A 24,199-nucleotide genomic window follows, 5' to 3' on the forward strand; every position below is an offset into this window, starting at 1 on the left:
AAGCTGCGTCCTAATCCTAACAGTGGTCAGTTTTCGCTTGATATAACAGTGATGGAAGATGTGACGGTGAATTATCGTGTAATAAGTCTGTTGAACAATCAAACTTATTATTCAAAGAAATCAACTTTATTAAAAGGAGCCAAGAGAACAGAAGACTTTAATATACAAGGTTTAACACAAGGGATCTATTTATTGGTAGTAGAAGGGCCTAAAGATGTGAAAACACTCAAATTAATGATCCTATAACTTATGTTGTTGGTTAGTTAAGCTGAATTTACTTCAAACTAACTGTATCAGATTATATAAAATATTAATTGAATGAAAAAGCCGGCTTATAACCCCTAAGCCGGCTTTTTTCATTGGGTGTATAGCTATTCAGGACTAGTACAAACTAACCCCATCTTAACCCCATCCTAAACTTTGCGTAAAGTACTTTTCGCTAAGAATTATCCTAAACGACAACTGCTTGTGTCCTGCATCATGACAAGAAGTCAGAAAGAATGTTACTATTAGTTGTTTGCTAAAGACTGTTATTTACGATGCTTTTTTATGAAAGGCCATTTCAAGTAGTTGTTAGTCAGTTGATTTGTGAAATAGCTTATTTGATGTTTTGTGCCAGGATGTTGGGACTTTCATTTGTGGACTTTGTTCGTATAAGTTTTATTTGCCTTTGACAACAACATAGTTGCTTTTATCAAATGTATTTACAAAATTTGCTGAAAATTAGGGACATGTCAGTGAATCTTGAAGTTGTTCAGGAGGTAAGTGAGTTTAATGGGTATTACACGGGACTGGTGGAATTATTGAACCGCCATATATCAGAAAGCAACATCTCTTTATCGGCATTACGAGTATTGGTAAGGGTAGGGCAGGAGGATGAATGTACCGCTGGGAAACTGGTAGAAACACTGGGTATTGACGGTGGCTACCTGAGTCGTATGCTGAAATCGTTTGAAGGAAACCACCTGGTTTCCAAGCGTAAATCCACGTTAGACGCACGTACTTCATTCCTGCAGCTCACTGCAAAAGGAAAGAAGCTGCTTGAAATGCTGGAAGAGCGTTCAACTGCTCAGATCCAGGAATTACTGGCTCCATTGCCTGACGAACAGCAAAAGACGCTGGCAGTAGCTATGAAAACAATCCGGCATATCTTGTCGGAAGATAGTACGCTTAGCGCAGAAGATATCACTTTTCGCCGTCAGTTGCAACCGGGTGATGTGGGTTATCTTATTTATCTGCATGGTGCTCTGTATGCGAAGGAATCGGGGTATAATCTTGAGTTTGAGACTTACGTATGCAAAACCTTCTTCGAGTTCCTGGAAGCTTATAATACGTCCAAAGATCAGATATTCCTGGCATCACATGGCTCGCAGATTGTAGGATCGGTAGCTGTATTGGGACATTCCCGGTACATTGCACAGTTACGCTGGTTCCTGGTACATCCGGATTTCCGTGGATTAGGATTGGGTAAAAGACTGCTGCAGGATGCCCTGGCTTTTTGCCGGGAAAAAGGATATCAGAAAGTATATCTCATGACTACAGATAAGCAAGTGACCGCCATAGATATTTACAAAAAAATCGGCTTCCGTAAAACGGGCGATAAACAGATGAATATGTGGGGACAGCATCTGTATGAAGAACGTTACGATATGGATCTCTAATAATTCCGCTGATATTTTCTTTACAGGTTCTATTGTTTTATTAGCATTCAATCAGTACATTTGGCAGGCAAGTGTATAATGGAGTTGTCTATTATAGTTATCCTGACCAAATAACTTCTGCGTTTAATAGCCTGTGTACATTGACATTCTAACCTCTGTCTACCTTAATCATTATCGGAAAATTGTTAAAGCTCAAAATAACCGGTATTCCCTTTTAATCATTTATTTATCAAACCTATCACCATGAAAAGTATGAGAACACTGCTCATCGTGTTGCTATTAGTGGCAACCTCTGTTTGCGTGCATGCACAAACCGTAGTTACTTACCCGTTTCCCTCTATTTATATTTCAGATTGGTCCTCATATAACTGTACGCGCGATTGCTATTAATCAATAAATACCTTATCTGCCGCGATGTTTAGGTAAAGTATAATAGAGAATAAATCCAAAATCTTATTCTAAATCCAAATTAAAAAACTAAACAGGCAGATGCAGTGTATTTATTGATTAACAGCAATCTTACACATATCACCAAGATACCTTTTTCTATATTTTCATTAACAAAAATCCCTCTTATGACCAGACTCAAAATGATCATTATTACCTGTGCTATGCTGATAGCAATGGTTGCGCGTGCACAGCGCACAGTAACGTTAATTAATCAAACAACCCAGACCATCTGGGTTGGATTGCAGGGTAAACTGGAAACATCTCCCGGGGTATGGGTACCCGTTAACCCGGAAAATGGAGGTTTCCGTCTTGATGCCGGAGCCAGTAAAACAATCAGTTCTTTCCCTGTAGGCTGGGAAGGTCGTTTCTGGGGCCGTACAGGCTGTAACTTCGATGCTAATGGCAATGGTACCTGCGAAACCGGAAGCTGCGGAAACGGGCTTTATTGTAATGGATTAACGGGTACACCAACTACACTGGCAGAGATCAAATTCAATGGTTACCTGAACCAGGATTATTATGATATCAGCCTTGTGGACGGATTTAATCTGCCTATGCGGATGTTACCTGTTCCGGGCACTTTTACCCCTACTGTTCCGCCATCAAAATATGCTGATGGAACAGCAGGTTGCACGGTAGACCTGAATGTTGGTTGTCCTACGGAGTTGCAGACCGTTAACTCTTCCGGTAAGGTAGTTGGCTGTCTGAGTGCATGTTCTAAATTCCATTCGGATATATATTGTTGTACGAATGCTTATAACGATCCTGTTATCTGTAAGCCTACTGCTTATTCACAATATTTCAAAACTGCTTGTCCGGATGCTTACAGTTATGCTTATGATGATGCAGCCAGCACATTTGTATGTACGGGCGCACAATACCAGGTTATCTTTGGTGGTGGTGGTGGAACACCTGCTATCGCTACTTTTTACAAAGATTGTAACTATGGGGGTACGACTGTTGGTCTTGCAGCGGGCACGTATACACTGGCACAGATGAAGGCAAATAGTCTTCTCGATGATGATATCTCTTCGCTCAAAGTACAGAGCGGGTATAAAGTAACGCTATATGCAGATGATAACTTTACCGGGGCATCTCTGGTGAAGACTGCTGAGGATGCCTGCCTGGTAGATGATGGCTGGAATGACATAACAACTTCGCTCAAGGTGGAGACTGTTACTACTACCGGCAGTAGTATACTGATTCAGGCAGAGAGTTACAGTTCTATGTCTGGTGTAACTGTAGAAGGTACAACTGATACGGACGGCGGATCAAATGTAGGATATATTGATACGGGCGACTGGATGGCTTACTCCAGTATCAACTTCCCAACTTCCGGCACATATAAAGTAGAATATCGTGTAGCCAGTTTAAGTGGTGGCGGAAGGTTATCTCTTGACCTGAATGCGGGTTCAACCATACTCGGATACCTCGATGTACCTTCTACTGGTGGCTGGCAGAACTGGACAACCATTTCTCACAATGTTACCGTCAACGCAGGTACGTACAATGTAGGTATCTATGCACAGGCAGGTGGCTGGAATTTTAACTGGATTCGTATTACGAAAATTGGTGCTGCAAGAATTGCTAATGCGGAAAATACTGTGAACGCGCTAGCAGAAGAAAGCCTTTTGTTATATCCTAATCCTGTGCATGATTTATTAACTATAAAAGCCGGATTTGACCTCACTAATGTAAAAGCAAAAATTACAGATGCTGCCGGAAGGGTTGTACTCACACCAAAAGTGAATGGGGGTAAAGTAGATGTTTCCCGTTTATCAGAAGGACTTTATTGGTTCACCATCATAAAAGATGGAAAAAAACATACCGCCTCATTTGTAAAATGACTACAAAGTGACTACGGGGAAAAATAATGAATGGTAGTAAATGATTCATAATCAATAACAAATAAAAAGTGGTCAGGCATATGAATGCCTGACCGCTTTCTCATCTCCACTAATTATTTTAATTTTGTGATATTATATTAAATCAGCATAAGAGACCCCTGTGCAAAAAGTAACTTTAGCAACAAATAACATTCAGGTATTATTTTTTTTCGGTCTAACCGGATTGGCAGTCGTTTCACCTTTATTCTTAGGGCAGATTGAAGTAAAAGAAACGCTTCCACAGAAGCAGGAATTTACAAGAGCTATACAGGAACCGGAGAGTGATACCATCAGTATCTCTATCGTTGGTGATCTGATGGTGGGTTCAAGTTATCCATCTACTTATTTTCTTCCAAAAGAAGAAGATGGGAATATCCTGCAGGATGCCATGCCATTGTTGCAGTCAACAGACCTGCGTATTGGTAACCTGGAAAGTGCTGTTTCGGATAATGCACCGCTTTACAAACAATGTGGAGGCAACCAGTGTTTCGCTTTCCGTACCCCTCTGAAATATGCACAGTGGTATAAAGATGCTGGTTTTGACTATCTCAATATTTCCAATAATCATTCATTTGATTTTGGGATGAAGGGCGTACAGCATACCCTTGATTTTCTGGAAAAAAATAACATTCGAACAAGTGGTGTACCTCAGCATCCAATAGATACATTAACCGTTCGCAATACTAAATTTGGCTTTGCTTCATTTGCCCCTCACAGTAATTGTCTGGATTTAAATGATGATTCACTTGTGCGGGCAAATATTGCTTTATTGCGCCCGATGTGTGATGTGCTCATTGTATTCTTTCATGGAGGTGGGGAAGGTGCTTCACGTAAGCATACCCCTAAAGGCAGGGAGATCTTCTTTGGACAGGACAGGGGGGATGTAAGACATTTTTCTCATTTGTGCATTGATGCCGGAGCGGATATGGTAATTGGCTCGGGTCCTCATGTAGTAAGGGGAATGGAGTTATACAAAGAGAAGTTGGTCGCATATAGTTTGGGGAATTTTGCAACTTATCATCAATTCAATTTAAAATCTCCCAATAATATTGCACCTTTGTTGCAGGTGAAGATCACGAACAAAGGAATTCTGGCGGAGAATAAAGTGTTTTCTTTTATTCAGGAAGGAGAGGGAATCCCTAAAGTGGATAGCACTATGGGAGCATTTAAATTGATTAGCGCGTTATCAGAAGAGGACTTTGGATTTAAAGACGTGGGCGCCGGGACTTTGTGGTAAAATCGATTTTTAATGAAGAAATTACTGATTTTTATATCTTTTTTCGCGTTTGCAGCTGTGCAGGCGAAAGAAAAGAAAAAAGCTAAAACGGGAACAAAACACCATATCTCTATTTTCAAGAAGAAGAAAAAAGGACATAAGGATACTACTTTAAATCCCATTTATTTAGCGCCCAATGTTGATACTATATCGGTCAGCGCCAGTGATAGTAATAACATCAATCATATGCTGACGGTACTCGAATCCGAGTTAGGGAAGCCTTACAGAAGAGGGGCTATTGGTCCTGAAAGGTTCGATTGCAGCGGCCTTATCAAATACGGATTTTCCCATATAGGTTGGATTTTACCCCGCAGGGCTACCGATATCGGTCAGTTAGGAGAAACTATTACAACTGAATCCTGTTCCCCTGGCGATCTGCTTTTCTTCTCCGGTCGCAGACGATCCAAATCCAAATCGAAACGTATCAGCCATGTAGGTTGTGTTTACAAAGTGGAGGACGGGAACATATTCATGATCCATTCAAGTGATCAGGGAGTAAATATTACAAACATCACTCATAGCAAATATTACCAGGACAGATTTATTTATGCCAAACGTTTATTTGAGGCAGATACTACATTTACTGCACCGCAGGTGGTGCCATTGGAAGATGCAGGGAATTAAATGATCCGCTGTAATCCATAATTGTTGGTTTTTCCTTATTTTAGGACCCGATCCCCAAAGGGTAGAACCAAAAACAATCATATGGATACACAGCAACTGGACTTGAACAGGAACGAAGATGCCATGCGTAAGGCACTCAGTACACTCAGACAACGTTTCGCTGTCATTGAACAGGGCGGAGGTAAAAAGAACCTCGAAAAAATAAGGCAGAAAGGAAAGTTAACCCCACGTGAACGTATTGCTTATCTCCTGGATAAAAATACAGACTTTACAGAAATTGGTGCTTTTGCTGCATATGGAATGTATGCAGAACATGGTGGTTGTCCCGCAGCAGGTACTGTAGGCGGTATTGGCTATGTAAGCGGTCGTCAGTGCATGATCGTGGCAAACGATATGACTGTAAAAGCGGGTGCCTGGTTTCCGCTTACAGGTAAAAAGAACCTGCGTTTACAGGAAATTGCCATGGAAAACCGGCTACCGGTAATTTATCTTGTAGATAGTGCCGGTGTGTATTTACCTATGCAGGATGAGATCTTTCCCGATAAAGAACACTTTGGCCGTATTTTCCGCAATAACGCCCGTATGAGTGCAATGGGCATCACCCAGATAGCCGCAGTAATGGGTAGTTGTGTAGCAGGAGGTGCTTACCTGCCTATCATGAGTGATGAGGTGCTGATGGTAGAAGGAAACGGTTCCATTTTCCTGGCTGGTCCTTACCTGGTAAAAGCAGCTATTGGCGAAACTGTAGATGCTGAAACGTTGGGCGGCGCCGTTACCCATACGGAGATTTCAGGTATTGCCGATTATAAATTCAAAACGGACCAGGAGTGCCTGGATCATATTAAAAAGATTATAGGGAAGCTGGGGCATCCTGCTAATGCAGGATTTGACCGTATTGCTTCCGCCCCGCCGGAAAAAGATCCTGCTGAATTATATACCATCATTCCGGAGGACAATACACGTCCATATGATATGCTCGACATAATTGGCCGGATCGTAGACCGCTCTGAATTTGACCAGTATAAAGAAGATTATGGCAAAAGTATTCTATGTGGTTATGCTCGTATTGATGGCTGGGCAGTAGGTATCGTTGCGAACCAGCGTAAGATTGTCAAAAGTAAAAAGGGTGAGATGCAGATGGGCGGTGTTATTTATAATGATAGTGCAGATAAGGCGGCCCGTTTTATTATGAACTGCAATCAGAAAATGATTCCTTTGGTATTTTTGCAGGATGTAACAGGGTTTATGGTAGGCAGTCGCAGTGAGCATGCCGGTATCATTAAAGATGGGGCTAAAATGGTGAATGCAGTAGCTAATTCTGTGGTACCGAAGTTTACCGTTATTATTGGCAATTCCTATGGTGCAGGTAACTATGCCATGTGTGGTAAAGCATACGATCCACGTTTCATTTATGCATGGCCCACCGCCAAGATGGCCGTAATGGGAGGAGAGCAGGCTGCTAAAACGCTCCTGCAGATCCAGATAGCCTCACTGAAAGCAAAAGGTGAAATAATAACTCCTGAAGAGGAAAACCGGTTGTTAAATGATATCACAGCACGTTACCTTAGTCAAACTACACCCTATTATGCAGCGGCACATTTGTGGGTAGATGAAATTATAGACCCTATGGATACACGTAAAATATTATCGGCCAGTATTACGGCCGCCAACCAGGCGCCGGTAGAAGCTGCTTTTAATTTAGGTGTTTTTCAGGTGTAGATATTATCTTTGCGCGCTATGTCGGAAGTTATTGTTTATACTGATGGTTCTTCACGTGGTAATCCGGGGCCAGGTGGCTATGGTGTGATTCTTATGTGGAACAGCGTACGGAAAGAATTATCACAGGGTTATCGCCGGACTACCAACAATCGTATGGAGTTGCTGGCTGTGATCGTAGCACTGGAAACCCTTAAAAAAGACGGGTTGAACGTACGTATTTTTACAGACAGTGAGTATGTGGTGAACAGCATTGAAAAAGGCTGGTTATGGAACTGGGTAAAGATCGGGTTTAAGGATAAGAAGAATAAAGACCTGTGGCAGCGGTTTATTCCCGCCTATAAAAAACACCAGGTTAAATTCACATGGGTAAAAGGCCATGCTTCCAATCCTTTAAATAACCGTTGTGATGAACTGGCCACTCAGGCCGCAGATAGTGGTGATTGGCTGGTGGATACTGGTTTTGAAGCGGCTGCCGGTTAAATGAGGGATCAAATGATCATGCCGAAGGTTGCCTGAATAAATTAGGGCGGAAGACATTATATTAAGCGATTTACAACTATTTGGAATAGATTTTTAAAAAGAAAAGCCTGTATCGGACATCCGATACAGGCTTTTCTTTATCTGCAAGGGCAGGATTTATTTATCTTTACGCATTTCATTCAGCATCCTGGTAATCTCTTTGTTTCTCGCAATTTTAGCATTAGAGAAAGCATTATTGCCCGATTTATCTTTAAGTGCCGGGTCTGCACCATGTTCCAGCAGGATTTTTACAATCTCCACATTTGAGTTGCTAACAGCATACATGAGTGCAGTTGCACCAAATCCATCGTCCAGGTCTACATCCGCGCCATTTCTTAAAAGAAGTTTTACAACCTCAGGATTTTTAGTATAGACAGCAGTAATAATCAGATTTGCTTCTACAAATCCTTGTTTTATAAGGAGGTTTACATCAACTCCTCTCGTTATAAAATTCTTCATTGCAATTGTGTCCGCATTTGAAGTTGCCTCATACATACTGTCGTTCATGTTTTGTTGAGCAAACAAGACAGAGGTAGAAGTAAGTAATAAAATTACCAGGGCAAGCGTTTTCATCGTAGTAATAGTTTTTGATCTTGGTTTATTAGTAAGTATAGATTCCCTAATCTCTATAAGTTATTCATTCGTAGTTATTTAGCCATCCTAACGTGTAATATTCAGCCCCTAAATGAATTTGCCTAATTCAAATATATAAATTTATTAATTTAAATATTAGTTTTAACAGTAATTAACATTCTAATAACGAAAAGAGATAATGCAAGGGATAAGGAATTTTATGAGTAAATGGGGCTGGCTGTTGCTGGCTTGTTGGGGGATTTTCCTGATAGGGATTGCGGTTTTATTGCATTTCAAAGGAGTTGATCGATATAAATATTATGATGTAAAACAGCATAGAATGGCTACAATGCCTATTTATTTTATTTATGTGATAGGCGCTGCATCTATTTTATTAAGCCTGAGGATAAGGACTCAAAAATAAACGAGGCATCTTGTTCACCAGGGATCAGAATAAGAGGGTATATCATCCTTTTATAAAGAGATACTATATCAATCATGTTATATAATCTGAATTAGCATAAAGACCGATGATATACCCCCACGTTACTAATTTTTCTCTACAAAATTTTTCAGAGAAGTACCTGTAATATAAGTCCAGCCACCTGCAAAACTTTCTCTTGCAAAGTCTGCATTGTTCTGTGGGAATGTTTCCAATCCTTCATGAGTCAGTTTTACCCTTGTTTTATCTCCTTCAGGGAATAATTCCCAGGTCACGAACGAATTGCCTTCGAAGTCTTTATACTGCCAGCTGTGGGTGAGTTTTTTACCAATAATAACTTCTGTGATCTTACAGAGGTGTACATATACTCTGCCATCCTTTCCCCCTTCAAACTGGAATTCAAAGCCTACTTCTGGTTTAAATTCTTTCAGATCAAAGTACCACTGTTTCATCTGATCTTTATCAGTAATGGCTTTCCAAACCCTGTCAACGGGCGCATTGTAAGTTTGTTCAATTACAAATGGTTCCTGTTTCATGTGTTTTTGGTTTTTTTTATTGATTTGCGTTTATTGTCTTCCTCCAGAAATTTACCCAATGCATCAAGTTTATTTGTCCAGAATTCGCGGTATTGTTCAATCCATGCAGATACTTCATTCAGTTGAGCCAGTTTCGCTTCGCAATACCTTTCCCGGCCTTGTTGTTTTATAATAATCAATCCGCATTCCGTCAGGATCTTTATATGTTTGGATACCGCTGGCCTGCTGATATCAAAATGATCGGCTACAGCATTTTGTGTTAGAGACTGTCGCGCTACTAACTGAATGATCTCTCTCCTTGTTGGGTCTGCAATAGCCTGGAATACATCTCTTCTCATACAAAACTGATTATGATAATATGAAACCGTTCGGTTACAAATATAATGAAACCTTTTGGTTACGCAAATATTTAAAACGCGGCCTGTACTTATATGATAAAAAAGTAGAATTATAAATTAAAATGGTATGAAAGTTTTGAAATATGTTTTTAACGGTTTACTTTTGCCATGAATTAGAGTTTGTAAATACCCTGAATCAAATTAACTGTTTATTGTTTTGACCTTAAGGGGGAAAAGTTTTTATCATATCGTATTGGGACACATTTTACAATATTAATTACCAGACAAAATCCTTTTTACTTATGGAGTTATAATCTCCCTGTATTAGTCATGTAAACATCGTAAACCCTCCTCTGCTTGTGGCTTCTTATACATCGTCAGACAGGTTCACAATTACAACAGATCGTTAGCGTATTTTGAATAAACATATTTATATATTACTCTTCTTCCTGGCAGGAGGCTTGAATACCTATGCCCAGTTACAACGTAGTACCATTTTACATAGTACTGACGGTAAGGGAGATATATTGCTGTTCCCCAGGGGAGTACAACAATCATCCGGGAATATATCCTATATGCTTGCCCGTGATAGTGGTAATACATACGCATTTATCCCATTGATCAAAGATGCAAATTATCATACGGACAAGATCATAATACCCAAAAAGCCATTCCTGCAGGTTCATGGTAATATAATGTATGACCTGTATTATCAGTCGGGCGTAGACACTCCCTATCAGCAAAAAGATGTTTATCAGCATACACTTCAAACGTATCTGGATATTACGGTGAAGGATCAATATCCGTTTCGTATAGGCTTCTCTACAACCAGGGGAAACTCCTCTATGTTCAGGAATATTACCGGTTTGAATCTTCAATATACTAACCGTGATTTTAAGGGGATGTTGCTGGATAAGATACAACGCTATGAGGCGGGCCGTATTGGCAAGTTGGATGAATTAAAGCAATACAGGCTGCAGATGGATATGAAGGCCCTGGAAATATCAAAGCTGCGAGGCTGGATGTCTTCTCCTGCACAACTGCAAAAGCTGGTAGAAGAAAGAGAGCGAAAACTGTATAAGATTGATAAAGATTCCCTGCACCAACCCAACTTTGATTCTTTGTCATTATTGAAGAAAGTTGATCTTAATGCATTGTTGCATGGGAAGATACCGGATAAAAAATTGCCTTCAGATAGTAGTCACTTTGAAGAGCTGTATGCTGCAAAAGGCCGTCAACTGGATTCCTTGCAGAAGGAATGGGACAAAATGGATCTGCAATACAGGCAGCAGCAAAAGAAATACGGTAATGGAAAAGATGAACTCGAGAGTGCTGTCATGAATAGCCGGAACAATAAGGAACTGGCTGATAAGTTGCATGCAATGGGTTTGCCTGATACGGTATTGCCAAAAGGATATAAAACCCTGCTGGCTATTAAATCATTTGGCATAGGAAGAACAATGGTCAATTACTCCGAACTGACCGCAAAAGACATCAGTATCCAGGGTATCCAGGTGGAATACAACCCTTCTTATTATGTAGCTGTTGCCAGTGGAGTAATAGATTACCGGTTCAGGAATTATATAGTGAACAGTGACAGGCCTAAACAATACCTGAACCTTTTCCGGGTAGGTATGGGAATGAAAGAAGGTAATAACCTGATCTTCACTTATTACACAGGAAAGAAACAGTTATATAATTTAAACACTACAGATAGTGCACACAGTCCGGATTATCGCATGATGGGCATGGCGCTTGAAGGCCGCTGGGAGTTAACGAAGAATATTTATGTAACGGGAGAAGTGGCTAAATCATCACTCCCATATTACAGACCAGAAAGTAAACTAAGCAGTTTATTTCATTTTAATGATCGTTCTAATGAAGCCTATGCTGTGAAAGCATTCTCTTTTATCCCGCTAACAGGCACAAAGATCAATGCTGTGTATAAAGTGATGGGGGAAAGTTTTCAATCTTTCAGTATGTACACTACCGGTTCTGCACAAACGGCGTGGTCCGTACGGGTAGATCAGCCATTCTTTAAACAGCAACTGACGATTGCTGCAAGTATCAGACAGAATGATTACACCAGTCAGTATCAACAGGCCGAATATAAGAGTAATACCATTTTTAAAAGCATTCAGGCTACGCTGAGAATAAAGAAATGGCCCGTACTTTCAGTTGGTTACTTTCCCAGTTCACAGTTGACCAAACTAAGTGATAATAGCTATACTGAGAATCTATTTTATACACTCGTAGGGTCGCTCACACACTTCTATAAATATGCAGGTATTACAATGAATACAACGTTGTCTTATACACAGTTCTACAACCGGCAAACGGATAGCAATTTTGTGTATTTCAATACGAAGAATATCCTGTTGGACCAGGTAATGTTCCTGGGAAGATGGAGCATCCAGGGTACTGTATCTGCAGCATTGAACAGTGAATATGACTTATACGGAGCAGATGGAAATGCGCAGTACAGGTTTAATAGCTGGCTGGATGCCGGAGCAGGATTGAAATACAGCAAGCAAACGGTGTACAATATCCAACAGATTGGCTATACCGGTAATATGAGAATAAATATTCCTCATTTGGGACAAATTGAACTAATGGCAGATAAAGGGTTTATTCCCGGAGCTGAGAAACGGTTGATCTCAAATAATACAGGCAGAGTTACCTATACTAAAATATTTTAAATGAAGCATTTTTTCTGGTTATTGGCCCTGCTCTCATTGCAGGTTAAAGGACAGATGAGTATGACTGTGCAGTTGCCACCTTCAGGTGTGATGCAAAAGTCACAATTGTGGAATATGCTGCTGGTATCTGCTTCTGGTGGAGCTGTAAGTGTGAGGGTAGAGTTACGTATAACAGATGCCCGTACAAACCAGCCCGTATTGACAGGTATCTCCCGCTCCATTGTTCTGAATAAGGGGGCAAAGCAGATCCAGCTGGGAGATGTGATGCCTGTGGCTTACGAATACCTTTCAATGGCTGTAGACAGAAGCCCTAACGGCTTGCTCTCAGCAGGTACCTACCTTGCCTGTTATAGTGTGATTCAGCAAACGGGAGATGCCGCTAAGCTGGTAGCAGAAGATTGTTTGCCTTTTGCGGTAGAACCGGTAAGTCCTCCGCTATTAAATACACCGGCAGATCAAAGTATTGAGGAGGGCAACCTGCCACAATTCACGTGGTTACCTCCTGCACCGCTTACCATCTTCAATGACCTGAATTACGATATGGTAATGGTAGAACTGCGCAAGGGTCAGTCAGCAGCAGAAGCGATCCAGCAGAATATTCCGGTGTTCAGGTCTTTACATAACAGGAATACGTTTGTGAGTTATCCTGTATCTGCCATAGCACTGGATACGGCTAAACGTTACGCATGGACAGTAACTGCTAATAACGGGAACCAGTTTGCTGCGCAAACAGATATATGGACATTCCGAATAAAAGGAGTGCAGGTTGTGAAAGCTCAGGTAACTGAAGATGCTTTTATACAACTTAGAAAAGAGTTAGACGGAACTGTGTTTGCCTGTCGTGGTAAACTACAGTGCAGCTATAATAACCTGGCGGGAGATACTACCGTTAAATATGAGATCCTCACACTTGACGGGAAGAATGAAATAAAGAAACATGGTGTATTGTCATTGAAAGCAGGCGAGAACCTGTTGCAGGTATTGCCTGGAAGGAATACGTTAGCCGATAAGGAGCATTACCTGTTCCGGTTATATAATTCCCGGCAGGAATACTGGTACCTGAAATTCATTTATTCCGCCAACCAACAATAATAAACGAACGATAAATATAGTCCTCAATGATACTGGAACTTAGTGCAAAGGGTAAGAAGACGATTGCGTCTTTAATGTTAGCCTTGCTTTATTTTGAAACAATTATCCCTTCTTATGCACTCGGTGTTGCAAGAACAACTGGCAGGTATAATGCCGGCGTCCCGGCGGCTGTGAGATCGATGAGCCCATTGTCTGTAACGGACAAGCGTAAATCTACTCCTACCAGGCTCATTGGTAAAGCTACTCCTGTTAAAGCAGAAGATCTGGGAGGTCCCACTCAGCCGGAGAGCCAGGCTTTCCACTCTGTGAATAATGATAACATGGTGGATCTGTTTAGTGGCGACTTCTCTTACAATATTCCATTGATGGATGTAGGGGGATACCCAATTGCCCTGGGATATAATAGTGGTATTTCTATGGATCAGGAATCAAGTTGGGTGGGTCTTGGTTGGAACATCAACCCAGGAACGATTACACGTAATCTGCGAGGGCTACCGGATGACTTCAATGGTACCGATACCATCCAGAAAGTAGCCGCTATTAAACCGAATAAGACAATTGGCGTAACGGTTGGAGCCAATTCCGAGCTTGTAGGATTTCCCATTCTTGGTGTAGGAGCTTCTGTTGGTATTGTAAATAACTCGTACAAGGGTTGGGGCATTGAAAGTGGGCTGAATACAAGCATTAATGTGGGTTCTTCCAGTATGGGAAACCTGACATCCGGGTTATCTTTTACTAATAGTTCTCAGGAAGGATTAACCGTGGGAGGTTCACTGGATTATGCAATGACAAAGAATATTCAATCTGAAAATAAAGCTATCACTGGTAATATCGGGATTGGGTCTTCCTTTAATTCGCGTTCAGGTATGAAAGCCCTGCAGGTCTATGCTGGTCTGGAGCAATATAAAACACAGGCGAAACTCAACCCTGGGTCTCCTACGCAACCCATCACGGTAACCACTGTTCGTTCAGATCCCAATTCAAAGAATCGGGCCATTTTCGGTTCTCAGATATCTTTTTCTTCTCCTACCTATACACCATCGGTTACACTGCCTTATACAAGCACTTTATACACCTTTGATCTTAAAGTAGGCGGTGAGATCAAGATCTTTCACTTAAATGCATCATTGAGGGGATATGTAGCTAAACAGGAGATCAGATCAGCCGATCAGCATCTGGCATTACCTGCCTTTGGTTACCTTAATTCACAGAATGCTAAAAGCAATTCTGCTGTACTGTTGGATTTTAACCGGGAAAAAGAAATCCCTTACCGCGAGAAACCTGCTGTACCCAATATCGCTGTTCCTGCCTATACCTACGACGTATTTGCAATGTCCGGAGAAGGTACAGGTGGTATGTTCCGTGCGTATCGTGGAGACATCGGATTTGTACACGATCATTACATGCGGACAAAAGACAATTCTCTGGGCCTTGGTATAGATCTTGGCTCTGGAGACCTTGTACATGCCGGTGTGGATATCGGTATTACCAGATCCTACACAGAAAGTGGTCCCTGGAGTTCTTTGAATCCCTTGGGTAAAACAATAGCTTTTAAATCGTCCACCGGTGCCTTTGAAGCTGCTTACTTCAGGAATCCGGGTGAAATGACAGTGAATGACAAAGCATTCTATAATAATATTGGTGATGATGATGTGGTGGCAGTAGCACTGAACCAGGCGGGTAACAGCGATCCGGATATTTCTACTACCCATGTACTCAACAGATATCATAATAAAAACCTGGTAGGACAACAAACACTAAGTCCCCGTAATGTTACGAAGGCAACCAGGGATAAAAGAACGCAGGTTATTTCGTACCTCACCGCAGCAGAAGCCAGTATTGGTGGATTGTCAAAGTATATAGAGAACTACAGGGAGAATCAGTATGGAATCAATAACTGTGCAGTAGCATTTCCTGAAGAAATAGACGGTAAAGGTGTAGGGTTGCTGGGTGAGTTTTACACACAGGACTATCATGAGAAATTATTTGAAAGAATAGATACCGTTGTCAACATAAGCAACAAGGATCAAATGAATGCAGGTTCTCCTCAGGGTTCCCGCATCCTGGACAGGTCCTTCAATGCAAGGTGGACAGGCCGGTTGAAAGCAGATGTAACAGGAGCGTATAAGCTCTATACAATAAGTGATGATGGGGTAAGATTATATTTGAATGACAGCATGGTGATTGATCGATGGAATGTTCATTCCGCGGAAGTAGGGAATGATTCGACATTAGTGAACCTGGTTGCCGGACAATTTTATAATATCCGTTTGGAGTATTTCAATGCCAAGGAAAATATTGTAATGAAGTTACAATGGAAGTATCCTTCCCAGGAGCGTATCCGCATCCCTACCAGCAACCTGTACCTGATGCCGTCGAAAGATACAGTCGCAGGTCCTGTATTATCCAGGGAGAAGCGGGTGAATAATTTCCGCCGGGAGAACCACATCTCCGAAATAGATGTGCTCAATAGTGACGGCCGTCGTTACATTTATGGTATTCCAGTATACAACCTGAAACAGAAGGAGACAAGTTTTTCAGTGGATGCAGGCCGGGGAAGTGTAACAGCCGGATTGGTAAAATATACACCTGGTATAGATAATAGTGTAAATAATACTAATGGTAACGACCGTTACTATAGCAGCGAACTGATGCCCGCATATGCACACTCATTCCTTCTGACAGGTATCTTATCTCCCGATTATCAGGATCTTACCGGTGACGGTATCACTCCGGATGATAGAGGTGATGCAATCAAGTTTAATTATACAAAGCTGGCTGGTGTTAAGAACCCATATGCATGGCGTGTTCCTGCTACAGACAGTGCTAATTACAATGAAGGACTGAAAACAGATAACCGTGATGATAAGGGTAGTTATGTATATGGTGAAAAAGAACTCTGGTATCTGAACTCCATCGAGTCGAAAAATATGATCGCTACATTTAAAATGAGCGAACGTAAAGACATGGCAGCCATCAATGAAGATGGTATAAGACAGGGAGGTAAGATCACCCGCAAACTGGATGAGATTAACCTTTATAATAAAGCTGATTTCAATAAGCCAAACCGGAAACCTGTAAAAACAGTACACTTCCAGTATACTTATGAGTTATGTATGGGGGTAAACGGAGCGGTTAGTGACTCCGGTAAACTCACATTGAAAAGAGTATGGTTTACTTATAACGGTAATGATAAAGGCCAGCGTAATCCTTACATCTTTAACTACAACAATAATAATCCTTCATACAATAGCAAATCGTACGATCGCTGGGGTAATTATAAACCCGCCATCCAGAATCCAGGTTCTTCTACCGATAACCTGATCACCAATGGTGATTACCCTTACGCATTGCAGGACAGCACGCTCGCCGCACAAAATGCAGCAGCCTGGACGCTGGACTCTATCGTGCTGCCTTCCGGCGGCCGGATTAAGATAGATTATGAAAGTGATGATTACGGTTTCGTGCAGAACAAGAGAGCTGCACAGATGTACAGTGTAGCAGGATTTTCCGCCACAGAGCCAGACAATCTTGATGATCTGAAAAGTGATTTGTATGGACTGATCGATTACCAGTTTATTGCGATCAATGTACCCAAGGCAGTAAAAAGTAAGGAAGAAGTATATACCCGTTACCTGGAAGGTATGGAGAAACTCTACTTCCGTATGTACGTGAATGTACCATCCGATAAATTCGGTGGAGGCAAAGAGTTTGTTCCCTGTTATGCAACACTGGATCCTAACAGGTACGGCTTCTTTAACGATGGTAATACCATCTGGGTTAGAGTGAAAGCTATTAACACTAAGGGCCAGTTAGACATGGCAACCAGTATTTACAGTCCGCTGGCAACAGCTGCTATTCAATATCTGCGGCAGAACCTTCCCTCAAAAGCATATCCAGGATCGGATGTGGGAGATGATATTGGGCTGGAAGATGCCGTTAAAGTACTCTTATCCCAGGCGGATAATGTAATGACCGCCATGGTGAGTTTTGATCGTGTGGCACGTATCAAACAGTTGGCAAGAATTGTAGATGTATCACGTACTTATGTACGTTTAAATAATCCTTTTTATAAAAAACTAGGTGGCGGGATACGCGTTAAACGGGTACGGATATATGATCATTGGGATGCAATGACCAAACAACGGGAATCTGTATACGGACAGGAATACCAATATACCACCACCAGAGAGGTGAATGGTGTGAAAGAACAGATCAGCAGCGGGGTAGCTACTTATGAACCTATGCTGGGAGGAGAAGAAAATCCCTGGAGAGTACCGATTGAATATGATCAGCAGGTAGCGCCGCTGGCTCCTACCAGTCTTGGATATACTGAAGAACCTTTGGGAGAATCCTTATTCCCTTCACCTTCCGTTGGTTATGGAAAAGTACGGGTAACTTCTATCCATGCAAAGAACATACGTTCTGCCAATGGATTTGTGGAGTCCTGCTTTTACACCAGTTACGACTTCCCCACGCTGGTGGATATGACTATGCTGGCAGATGGCAAGAAGCGTTTCAAACCAGTACTTACAAATTTTCTGAAGATCAATGTGCGGCATTTCATTGGCTTGAGCCAGGGCTTTAAAATTGAGCTCAATGATATGAACGGAAAGTTAAGGTCGCAGGGGACTTATGCTGCTACAGATCCCGACAAGGCAGTCAGTTATACAGAAAACTTCTATCGTGTAGATAATCAGCAAGCTGAGTTTAAACACCTCAGCAACATCGTAAAAACAATTGATCCGCAAGGAAAGATAGATACCACTACTACTATCGGTAAGGATCTGGAACTGATGATGGATATGCGGGAACAGCGTTCTGTCACCACCGCAGCAAACCTGAATATTAATGCAGACTTCTTCTCATTCGCATGGCCTCCTGTTTGGTTGATCCCGGCATTACTGAGTCTTTATCACAGAGAAGAAACGCGCTATAATTCTGTAGCCGCCACCAAGGTTATTAACCGGCACGGTATACTTGAACGTACTATAACCATTGATAAAGGAAGTCAGGTAACTGCGGAGAACCTGTTGTACGACAAAGAAACCGGCAACGTGGTATTAACAAGCACTAAGAATGAGTTTGAAGATCCGTTATACAATTTCAGCTGGTCTGCCGGTTGGGCATACGATGGTATGAGCGGAGCTTATAAAAATATAGATGTTGTCCTTGATCATATCTATATCAACCAGGGCCGGATTACTAATGGACCTGCCGTAACAGATTATTTCTCGGCAGGGGATGAGATCCTGGTTGGTTCCAAACAGAAAACAGGAGGCGAAGATTGCAACCCGGACATTGCCACCTTCCGTGCACCAGGTATGATTTACGTAGTAGATGCAAATGTGCTCAAAGGTGGTGCGGTAGATCTTTATTTTGTAGACCGTGAAGGAGCACCTTTCACAGGTAATGATATCTCATTGAAAATCATCCGTTCCGGCAGAAGAAATATAAACACCAGTGTAGGTGAGATCTCGTTAATGGCTAATCCGCTGGTGCAAACAGATGCAGGTTATATCCTGTCTTTTGATTCGACGAAGGTATTGGGAGCGGGCGCAGTAGAGTTTAAACAGGTATGGAAGGTAGCTGATAAGATGAAAGCAGGTAAGGTACTCAGTTGTGTAGCTACTGGTTATCCTGATTATGCAGGGGATGATCAGCCGGGTTGTGATGAAAGTGGTACCACTTACGCGAACATGGCAACCGGTCAATCATACTCTAATCAGGGTTGTCCTGTCGGAACAGATTATCCCGTTCTTTACAAAGTATCTGCAAACAAGTATACTTCCACCATCAGCCAGGCAGATGCTAATGCAAAAGCATGGCAGGAAGTGCTAGACAGCGGACAGATATTTGCCAACATACATGGGCGTTGTAAGCAGGTTCCAGGCCTGATGCATAGCTATGCAAATATAACTGAAGAGGGATCTCTATTTGACATCATTTCTGATTTGGCGAGGAAGAGTGATAGTACGTATATACTTGCCGGTTCAACTCTCGGTATAGCAGACATTACAGGAGAGAATACAGGGGCTTATCTTTTAAAGACAGATTACAAAGGAAATGTTATGTGGGCCAAATCCTATGGAAGAGAAGGTATCTGTCGTTTTGGAAAAGTAAGAGTTACTTCAGACGGAGGGTACATTGCTATTGGAACAGAAAAAAATCTGGATAATACAGCAAGTAGTGCTTTTATTGTGAAAACAAACAACATGGGAGATACAACTTGGTGCCGGAGAATTTCATATAATACCACCAATGGAGAACAAGGTGTAGATATCATTCAGTTAAATGATGATAGTTATGCATTTGTTGGGACTTATGATGCATCTGATAATACCGTGGACTTAATGATTGGAAGATTGTCATCTGACGGAAATGCAATGTGGACCAGGAAAATAGGAAACGCAAGTGGGGATATAGTAACGAACCTCATTCAAAATAACGATACGCTTGTAGTGGTGGGTGGTACATACTCAAATTGGGGTTATGATGGTATTGTACTAAAAATGCAAAAGAATACTGGTGCTCTTGTAAGTTCTTATAGATATGACCTCAATATTGCGAACACAACTAATTTTAGCGGATTTATTCATAAAACATCTACCGGATATGCATTGAATTTTGGCAACACTGGAGAGGATGGATCGAATTATAATAGTTTGCTGACAATCAACGAGAATGGAGACATTCTTTCAAAAAAATTGTTTAGTAAACCATTTGATAGAACTGCATCCAGCTTGATGCCCTTCTGTCCAACTTCAGATGGAGGTTTTATGGCTGTTCAGAATTTTAATTATAACAAATTGAGCTGGCAGAAAATCAATGCCAACCAGACAATTGCCTGGTCTAACTGGACAATGGTAAAAGATGGTACATATCCATTTCTAAATAAAATTCTACAAAACCCGGATGGTAGTTATGTCGGTGCTGGTACGAACAGTAATGCTGGATTCCTGATGTTTACACAGCCGTCCGGGAAGGAAGGCTGCGCAGACAGTTCATTGACCATCGACTATACAGATATGTATGGTTCTGTTAATAAGAATATTAATAATATGATGAAGAATGATGCATTACCTAATGGCGTCTTCAGAGTTAGTTGCCATATTGGTATCCATCATCCTGCTCATACTGTAATAGGTTGTCCCGAAGTTTTTGCAAATGAGATAACAGATGCCGCTGCTAGTTCTACGGTAAGTAAAGCAGTCGCAAACTCAAAAGCAACGGGCAGCCTTAGTACGAAAAAATCTTCTGCTAGTTCTACGGTAAGTAAAGCAGCAGTAAATTCAAAAGCAATGAGTAGTCTTAGGACGAAAAAATCTTCAGGAGCAAGATCTTTGCCTAAAAAGTAATTAAACATATGAAACGATACTTTTTTATACTCATTTTCAGCCTGCTTCAATTTATTGCTGGTTCCGGCAATAAATTGTATGCACAGAGCACAACATCTTCCTGTGCCTGTAGCTGTCTGAAGCCCTTATTCGATTACCTCGTTGCTTCGCGTCGATTATTTATAAAGCAAACAGATCATATCACGGTCTCTACCCTTGTGAGGGATGCCAACAGAGCAGGCTTCCGCGTTTCATATACAGGTTGTCCTATCCTGACTAAAAATATAAACAAGTATTTTTATGCACTCACAACAACTGAAACAGGCAACAGCTATAAGGCAATGTTTGGAGATTGTTCTATAGTACTAACCACTACGAACAATGCCAGTGTTTCCTTTTACAATCTGTTTACACAATCCTGTGATAATACCGGCAGTGTTTATCTCGCCTATAATGGAATCAGACAGAAACGATACTTTATAAACCGTTCCATAAGTGCTTACAAAGTAATACACGCAAATGATATCTTTCCGGAATTACCAGCAGGATATCGATATCCTTATGTAATAACCGATACAACAACTGGCAGTATCTACGCAGCAGACAGGAATGATAGTAGTTATATGGCAATGACCTTCTTCTCCGCGGACAGTATTAAAAGCCTGCCTTCAAATGCAAAAGTAATTTCAGCAGGTCTGCATTTGTTCGCCAAACCTGAAGGGTATCGTCCTACTACTTATCCAAATGCACATACAACACTTGCCGGAACTAATTATGGACCATCTTCATCTTTGCTAGTCTGCTATGATGCCTGGAATTACGGCATGAATTTCTATCGGCTGCTAATTGTGGGACAAGATTTTTATACAAAAATTGATTTAGGATTTGATGCACCGGATGAAGACCTTGTATTAGACCTCACGGATCGGTTAATTACAGATATCAGAGCCCTTGATTATGGTTTTGTTCTAAAATATAATGATATAGGGGACTCCAGTTTAAGATATAACACCTTCTGCAACCAGAAATATTCTGATGAATCCAAACGTCCCTTTATTGACGTGGTATACAGCGTAACTGGTGATTCCACAATTGTAGCACAATTAAAAATAGATTCCTGCTACAGTTGTACAGAAAAGTCTTCCACAATTTGTTATAGTGCGGTTACCGATACCAGTGTGAATCCATTTACGTACGGTATAGCTGGTAACTGGCGTGCTTACCGTTCTTATGCTTATTATAATGATCGCTCAGAAACAGATCCTTCACAGTATACCAATATCCGTAAATATGGTACGATAAAAGATTACTCCGATTTCTGGAAACTGGTGGATGGTGCATGGCAACCACAGAATACAGACTCCGCCAGATGGGTATGGAACAGTGAAATAACCCTGCATAATCGCAGAGGCTTCGAACTGGAAAATAAAGATCCTTTAGGACGTTTTAATACCGGCTTATACGGTTATGATGATGCGTTGCCTACTGCAGTGGTCCAGAATGCCCGTTACCGTGAGGCCGCTTTTGAAGGATTCGAAGATTACTATTATGGTGCTAATCCATGCGATTCCGCCTGTACAACTTCGAGGAGTTTCGACTTCTCCTCTTATAAAGATAATCTGGATACAACAGAACAGCATACCGGCAGATACAGTTTACGCATAGCAGGAAACAAAAGCGCGGGTATCAGTGCCAATATCCTCGCAGACGGTGGCGACGACTTTAGCCTTGCCTTTAATACGGCCAATAACAATTGTTCTGCGGGTGGGGTGGTATTAAAGGGTATTAAAGCTAATAAGGATGTTCTGCTGCCTGGTTTCTCTCCGCTGGCTGGTAAAAAGATAGTGGTAAGTGCATGGGTAAAGGAAGCGCAGGACTGCAAAGGTGAATCCTATGTCAATAACCAGATCAATATCATTATTGCGCGCGCATCCAGTAACATCGCTATTGTAGCAAAACCACAGGGAGCTATTATAGAAGGTTGGCAACGTTATGAACAAGTGATAGAACTGCCCGCAGATGCTACTGTGTTGACTGTAAATATGCAGGCTACAGGTACAGGTACTGTCTATTTCGATGACCTGCGTATCCATCCTTATAATGCCAATATGAAATCCTTCGTGTATAATCCGGAAAACCTCCGGCTGATGGCAGAACTGGATGAGAACAATTACGCAACCATGTACGAATATGACGATGATGGTACGCTTATCCGCTTAAAGAAAGAAACAGAAAGAGGTATCAAAACTATCACTGAAACAAGGAGTGCCTTGTTGAAAGAATAGTTCTTAAAATATTGACAGATGAAACGTTTACTTTATTTCGCCGCCTTTTTTACCTGCCTGCAATCAGCTGGAGCACAGGCTATACCTGAACTTGAAAGAGCAACAGGCATACTGAAATCGCTACGCGAAGGTTATACCAAAGAGCTCTTTGCTTTTGATCTGAAATACATCTATGCAAATGAACATACGCCTGGGAAGGTACTGGATTCACTGAAAGGCAGCATTGAAACAGATGGCATCAATTACCATTGCCTGATGGATAACACAGAAACGATCCACAACGACAAATACAACATTGTTTTGTTTAAGGAAGATAACCTGATGTACGTGGCATCAGGAGCCAATGCTGCAAATACAGTAGATCCGTTGTTACAGATGGAGTCGATCCTGAAGCAGTCCGGTGCCACCAGTTGCAGCATAAACAAATCTGGCAGGAACAGCATCATTCGTATCGGATTTGCTGAAGGAGGGCCTTGCAAACGGATGGAAATGACGGTTGATACAGTCGGCCACCGGTTATTGTCTATGCAATATGTTGTAAAAACGGCCTTGCTTACAGAAACACCTGAGGAAGATAATGCCACGAAAGAAGGTTATGATGAATATGCAATTGTGCGTGCCATCTTTTACAATTATCATTCCCTGCAGGTGGATAGTAGCCGTTTTGATGATAAGATCTTTTTCTATAAAGAAGGAACTGAGTTTAAGACCACAGCAGCGTATAGTAATTACAAAATATTTGTAGCAACCCCTAATTTATAA

General features: G+C 41.5%; 15 protein-coding genes. 12 read left to right on the top strand and 3 right to left on the bottom strand.

The genetic code is table 11. The features are described from left to right. The 7 genes from BM176_RS28465 to rnhA all read left to right on the top strand — a co-directional run. Positions 1–246, top strand: a 246-nt coding sequence (locus BM176_RS28465; RefSeq protein ID WP_143097947.1) for a T9SS type A sorting domain-containing protein, incomplete at its 5' end; no start/stop codon positions are given. A gap of 485 nt (positions 247–731) precedes the next feature. Then, positions 732–1,661, top strand: coding sequence for a bifunctional helix-turn-helix transcriptional regulator/GNAT family N-acetyltransferase (locus BM176_RS28470; protein WP_177230573.1), 930 nt, complete (start codon positions 732–734; stop codon positions 1,659–1,661). A 575-nt stretch (positions 1,662–2,236) separates the two neighbouring features. Continuing rightward, complete coding sequence (locus BM176_RS28475; RefSeq protein WP_090107805.1) at positions 2,237–3,958, top strand: thaumatin family protein; 1,722 nt, start codon at positions 2,237–2,239, stop codon at positions 3,956–3,958. 160 nt (positions 3,959–4,118) lie between these two features. Then, on the top strand, positions 4,119–5,234 hold the full coding sequence (locus tag BM176_RS28480) for a CapA family protein (RefSeq protein WP_090107806.1): 1,116 nt from the start codon (positions 4,119–4,121) through the stop codon (positions 5,232–5,234). A gap of 12 nt (positions 5,235–5,246) precedes the next feature. Next, entirely contained in the window at positions 5,247–5,897 is a 651-nt protein-coding gene (locus BM176_RS28485) for a C40 family peptidase (protein WP_090107807.1), read from the top strand. Positions 5,898–5,978: 81 nt separating this feature from the next. Beyond that, positions 5,979–7,616, top strand: coding sequence for an acyl-CoA carboxylase subunit beta (locus tag BM176_RS28490; RefSeq protein ID WP_090107808.1), 1,638 nt, complete (start codon positions 5,979–5,981; stop codon positions 7,614–7,616). An 18-nt stretch (positions 7,617–7,634) separates the two neighbouring features. After that, positions 7,635–8,096: a ribonuclease HI gene (gene rnhA, locus BM176_RS28495; protein WP_090107809.1), complete on the top strand. Its 462-nt coding sequence runs from the start codon at positions 7,635–7,637 to the stop codon at positions 8,094–8,096. Positions 8,097–8,252: 156 nt separating this feature from the next. On the opposite strand, the gene BM176_RS28500 is transcribed toward rnhA, so the two are convergent. From BM176_RS28500 to BM176_RS28515, 3 genes are all read right to left on the bottom strand, one after another. Next, positions 8,253–8,708, bottom strand: a complete 456-nt coding sequence (locus BM176_RS28500; RefSeq protein WP_090107810.1) for an ankyrin repeat domain-containing protein — start codon at positions 8,706–8,708, stop codon at positions 8,253–8,255. Positions 8,709–9,257: 549 nt separating this feature from the next. Further along, positions 9,258–9,686: an SRPBCC family protein gene (locus BM176_RS28510; protein ID WP_090107812.1), complete on the bottom strand. Its 429-nt coding sequence runs from the start codon at positions 9,684–9,686 to the stop codon at positions 9,258–9,260. Further along, positions 9,683–10,024 carry an ArsR/SmtB family transcription factor gene (locus tag BM176_RS28515; protein WP_090107813.1) on the bottom strand — a complete coding sequence of 114 codons (342 nt, stop codon included), beginning with the start codon at positions 10,022–10,024 and terminating at the stop codon, positions 9,683–9,685. The genes BM176_RS28510 and BM176_RS28515 overlap by 4 nt, the downstream gene beginning before the upstream one ends. Before the next feature lie 416 nt (positions 10,025–10,440). Between BM176_RS28515 and BM176_RS28520 the strand changes: the two genes are divergently transcribed. From BM176_RS28520 to BM176_RS28540, 5 genes are read left to right on the top strand one after another with little or no spacing between them, the layout of a single operon-like run. After that, a complete protein-coding gene (locus tag BM176_RS28520) occupies positions 10,441–12,723 on the top strand; it encodes a hypothetical protein (protein WP_090107814.1) in 2,283 nt (760 codons plus the stop codon). Continuing rightward, positions 12,724–13,815 carry a hypothetical protein gene (locus tag BM176_RS28525; protein WP_090107815.1) on the top strand — a complete coding sequence of 364 codons (1,092 nt, stop codon included), beginning with the start codon at positions 12,724–12,726 and terminating at the stop codon, positions 13,813–13,815. Positions 13,816–13,841: 26 nt separating this feature from the next. Further along, on the top strand, positions 13,842–21,173 hold the full coding sequence (locus BM176_RS28530; protein WP_090107816.1) for a PA14 domain-containing protein: 7,332 nt from the start codon (positions 13,842–13,844) through the stop codon (positions 21,171–21,173). A gap of 8 nt (positions 21,174–21,181) precedes the next feature. After that, positions 21,182–23,437, top strand: a complete 2,256-nt coding sequence (locus BM176_RS28535) for a hypothetical protein (protein ID WP_090107817.1) — start codon at positions 21,182–21,184, stop codon at positions 23,435–23,437. An 18-nt stretch (positions 23,438–23,455) separates the two neighbouring features. Continuing rightward, the gene (locus BM176_RS28540) at positions 23,456–24,199 is read left to right on the top strand and encodes a LolA3 family protein (RefSeq protein ID WP_090107818.1); all 744 of its coding nucleotides are present in this window, start codon (positions 23,456–23,458) and stop codon (positions 24,197–24,199) included.

The sequence above is a fragment of the Chitinophaga sp. CF118 genome, assembly GCF_900112615.1.
In the GTDB taxonomy this organism is placed as follows: Bacteria; Bacteroidota; Bacteroidia; order Chitinophagales; family Chitinophagaceae; genus Chitinophaga.

Excerpts from the sequence above, each read along its gene's own strand:
- BM176_RS28470 (WP_177230573.1), top strand. The coding sequence starts at position 732 with ATGTCAGTGAATCTTGAAGTTGTTCAGGAGGTAAGTGAGTTTAATGGG.
- BM176_RS28475 (WP_090107805.1), top strand. The coding sequence starts at position 2,237 with ATGACCAGACTCAAAATGATCATTATTACCTGTGCTATGCTGATAGCA.
- BM176_RS28485 (WP_090107807.1), top strand. The coding sequence starts at position 5,247 with ATGAAGAAATTACTGATTTTTATATCTTTTTTCGCGTTTGCAGCTGTG.
- BM176_RS28490 (WP_090107808.1), top strand. The coding sequence starts at position 5,979 with ATGGATACACAGCAACTGGACTTGAACAGGAACGAAGATGCCATGCGT.
- rnhA (WP_090107809.1), top strand. The coding sequence starts at position 7,635 with ATGTCGGAAGTTATTGTTTATACTGATGGTTCTTCACGTGGTAATCCG.
- BM176_RS28500 (WP_090107810.1), bottom strand. The coding sequence starts at position 8,708 with ATGAAAACGCTTGCCCTGGTAATTTTATTACTTACTTCTACCTCTGTC.
- BM176_RS28510 (WP_090107812.1), bottom strand. The coding sequence starts at position 9,686 with ATGAAACAGGAACCATTTGTAATTGAACAAACTTACAATGCGCCCGTT.
- BM176_RS28515 (WP_090107813.1), bottom strand. The coding sequence starts at position 10,024 with ATGAGAAGAGATGTATTCCAGGCTATTGCAGACCCAACAAGGAGAGAG.
- BM176_RS28525 (WP_090107815.1), top strand. The coding sequence starts at position 12,724 with ATGAAGCATTTTTTCTGGTTATTGGCCCTGCTCTCATTGCAGGTTAAA.
- BM176_RS28530 (WP_090107816.1), top strand. The coding sequence starts at position 13,842 with ATGATACTGGAACTTAGTGCAAAGGGTAAGAAGACGATTGCGTCTTTA.
- BM176_RS28535 (WP_090107817.1), top strand. The coding sequence starts at position 21,182 with ATGAAACGATACTTTTTTATACTCATTTTCAGCCTGCTTCAATTTATT.
- BM176_RS28540 (WP_090107818.1), top strand. The coding sequence starts at position 23,456 with ATGAAACGTTTACTTTATTTCGCCGCCTTTTTTACCTGCCTGCAATCA.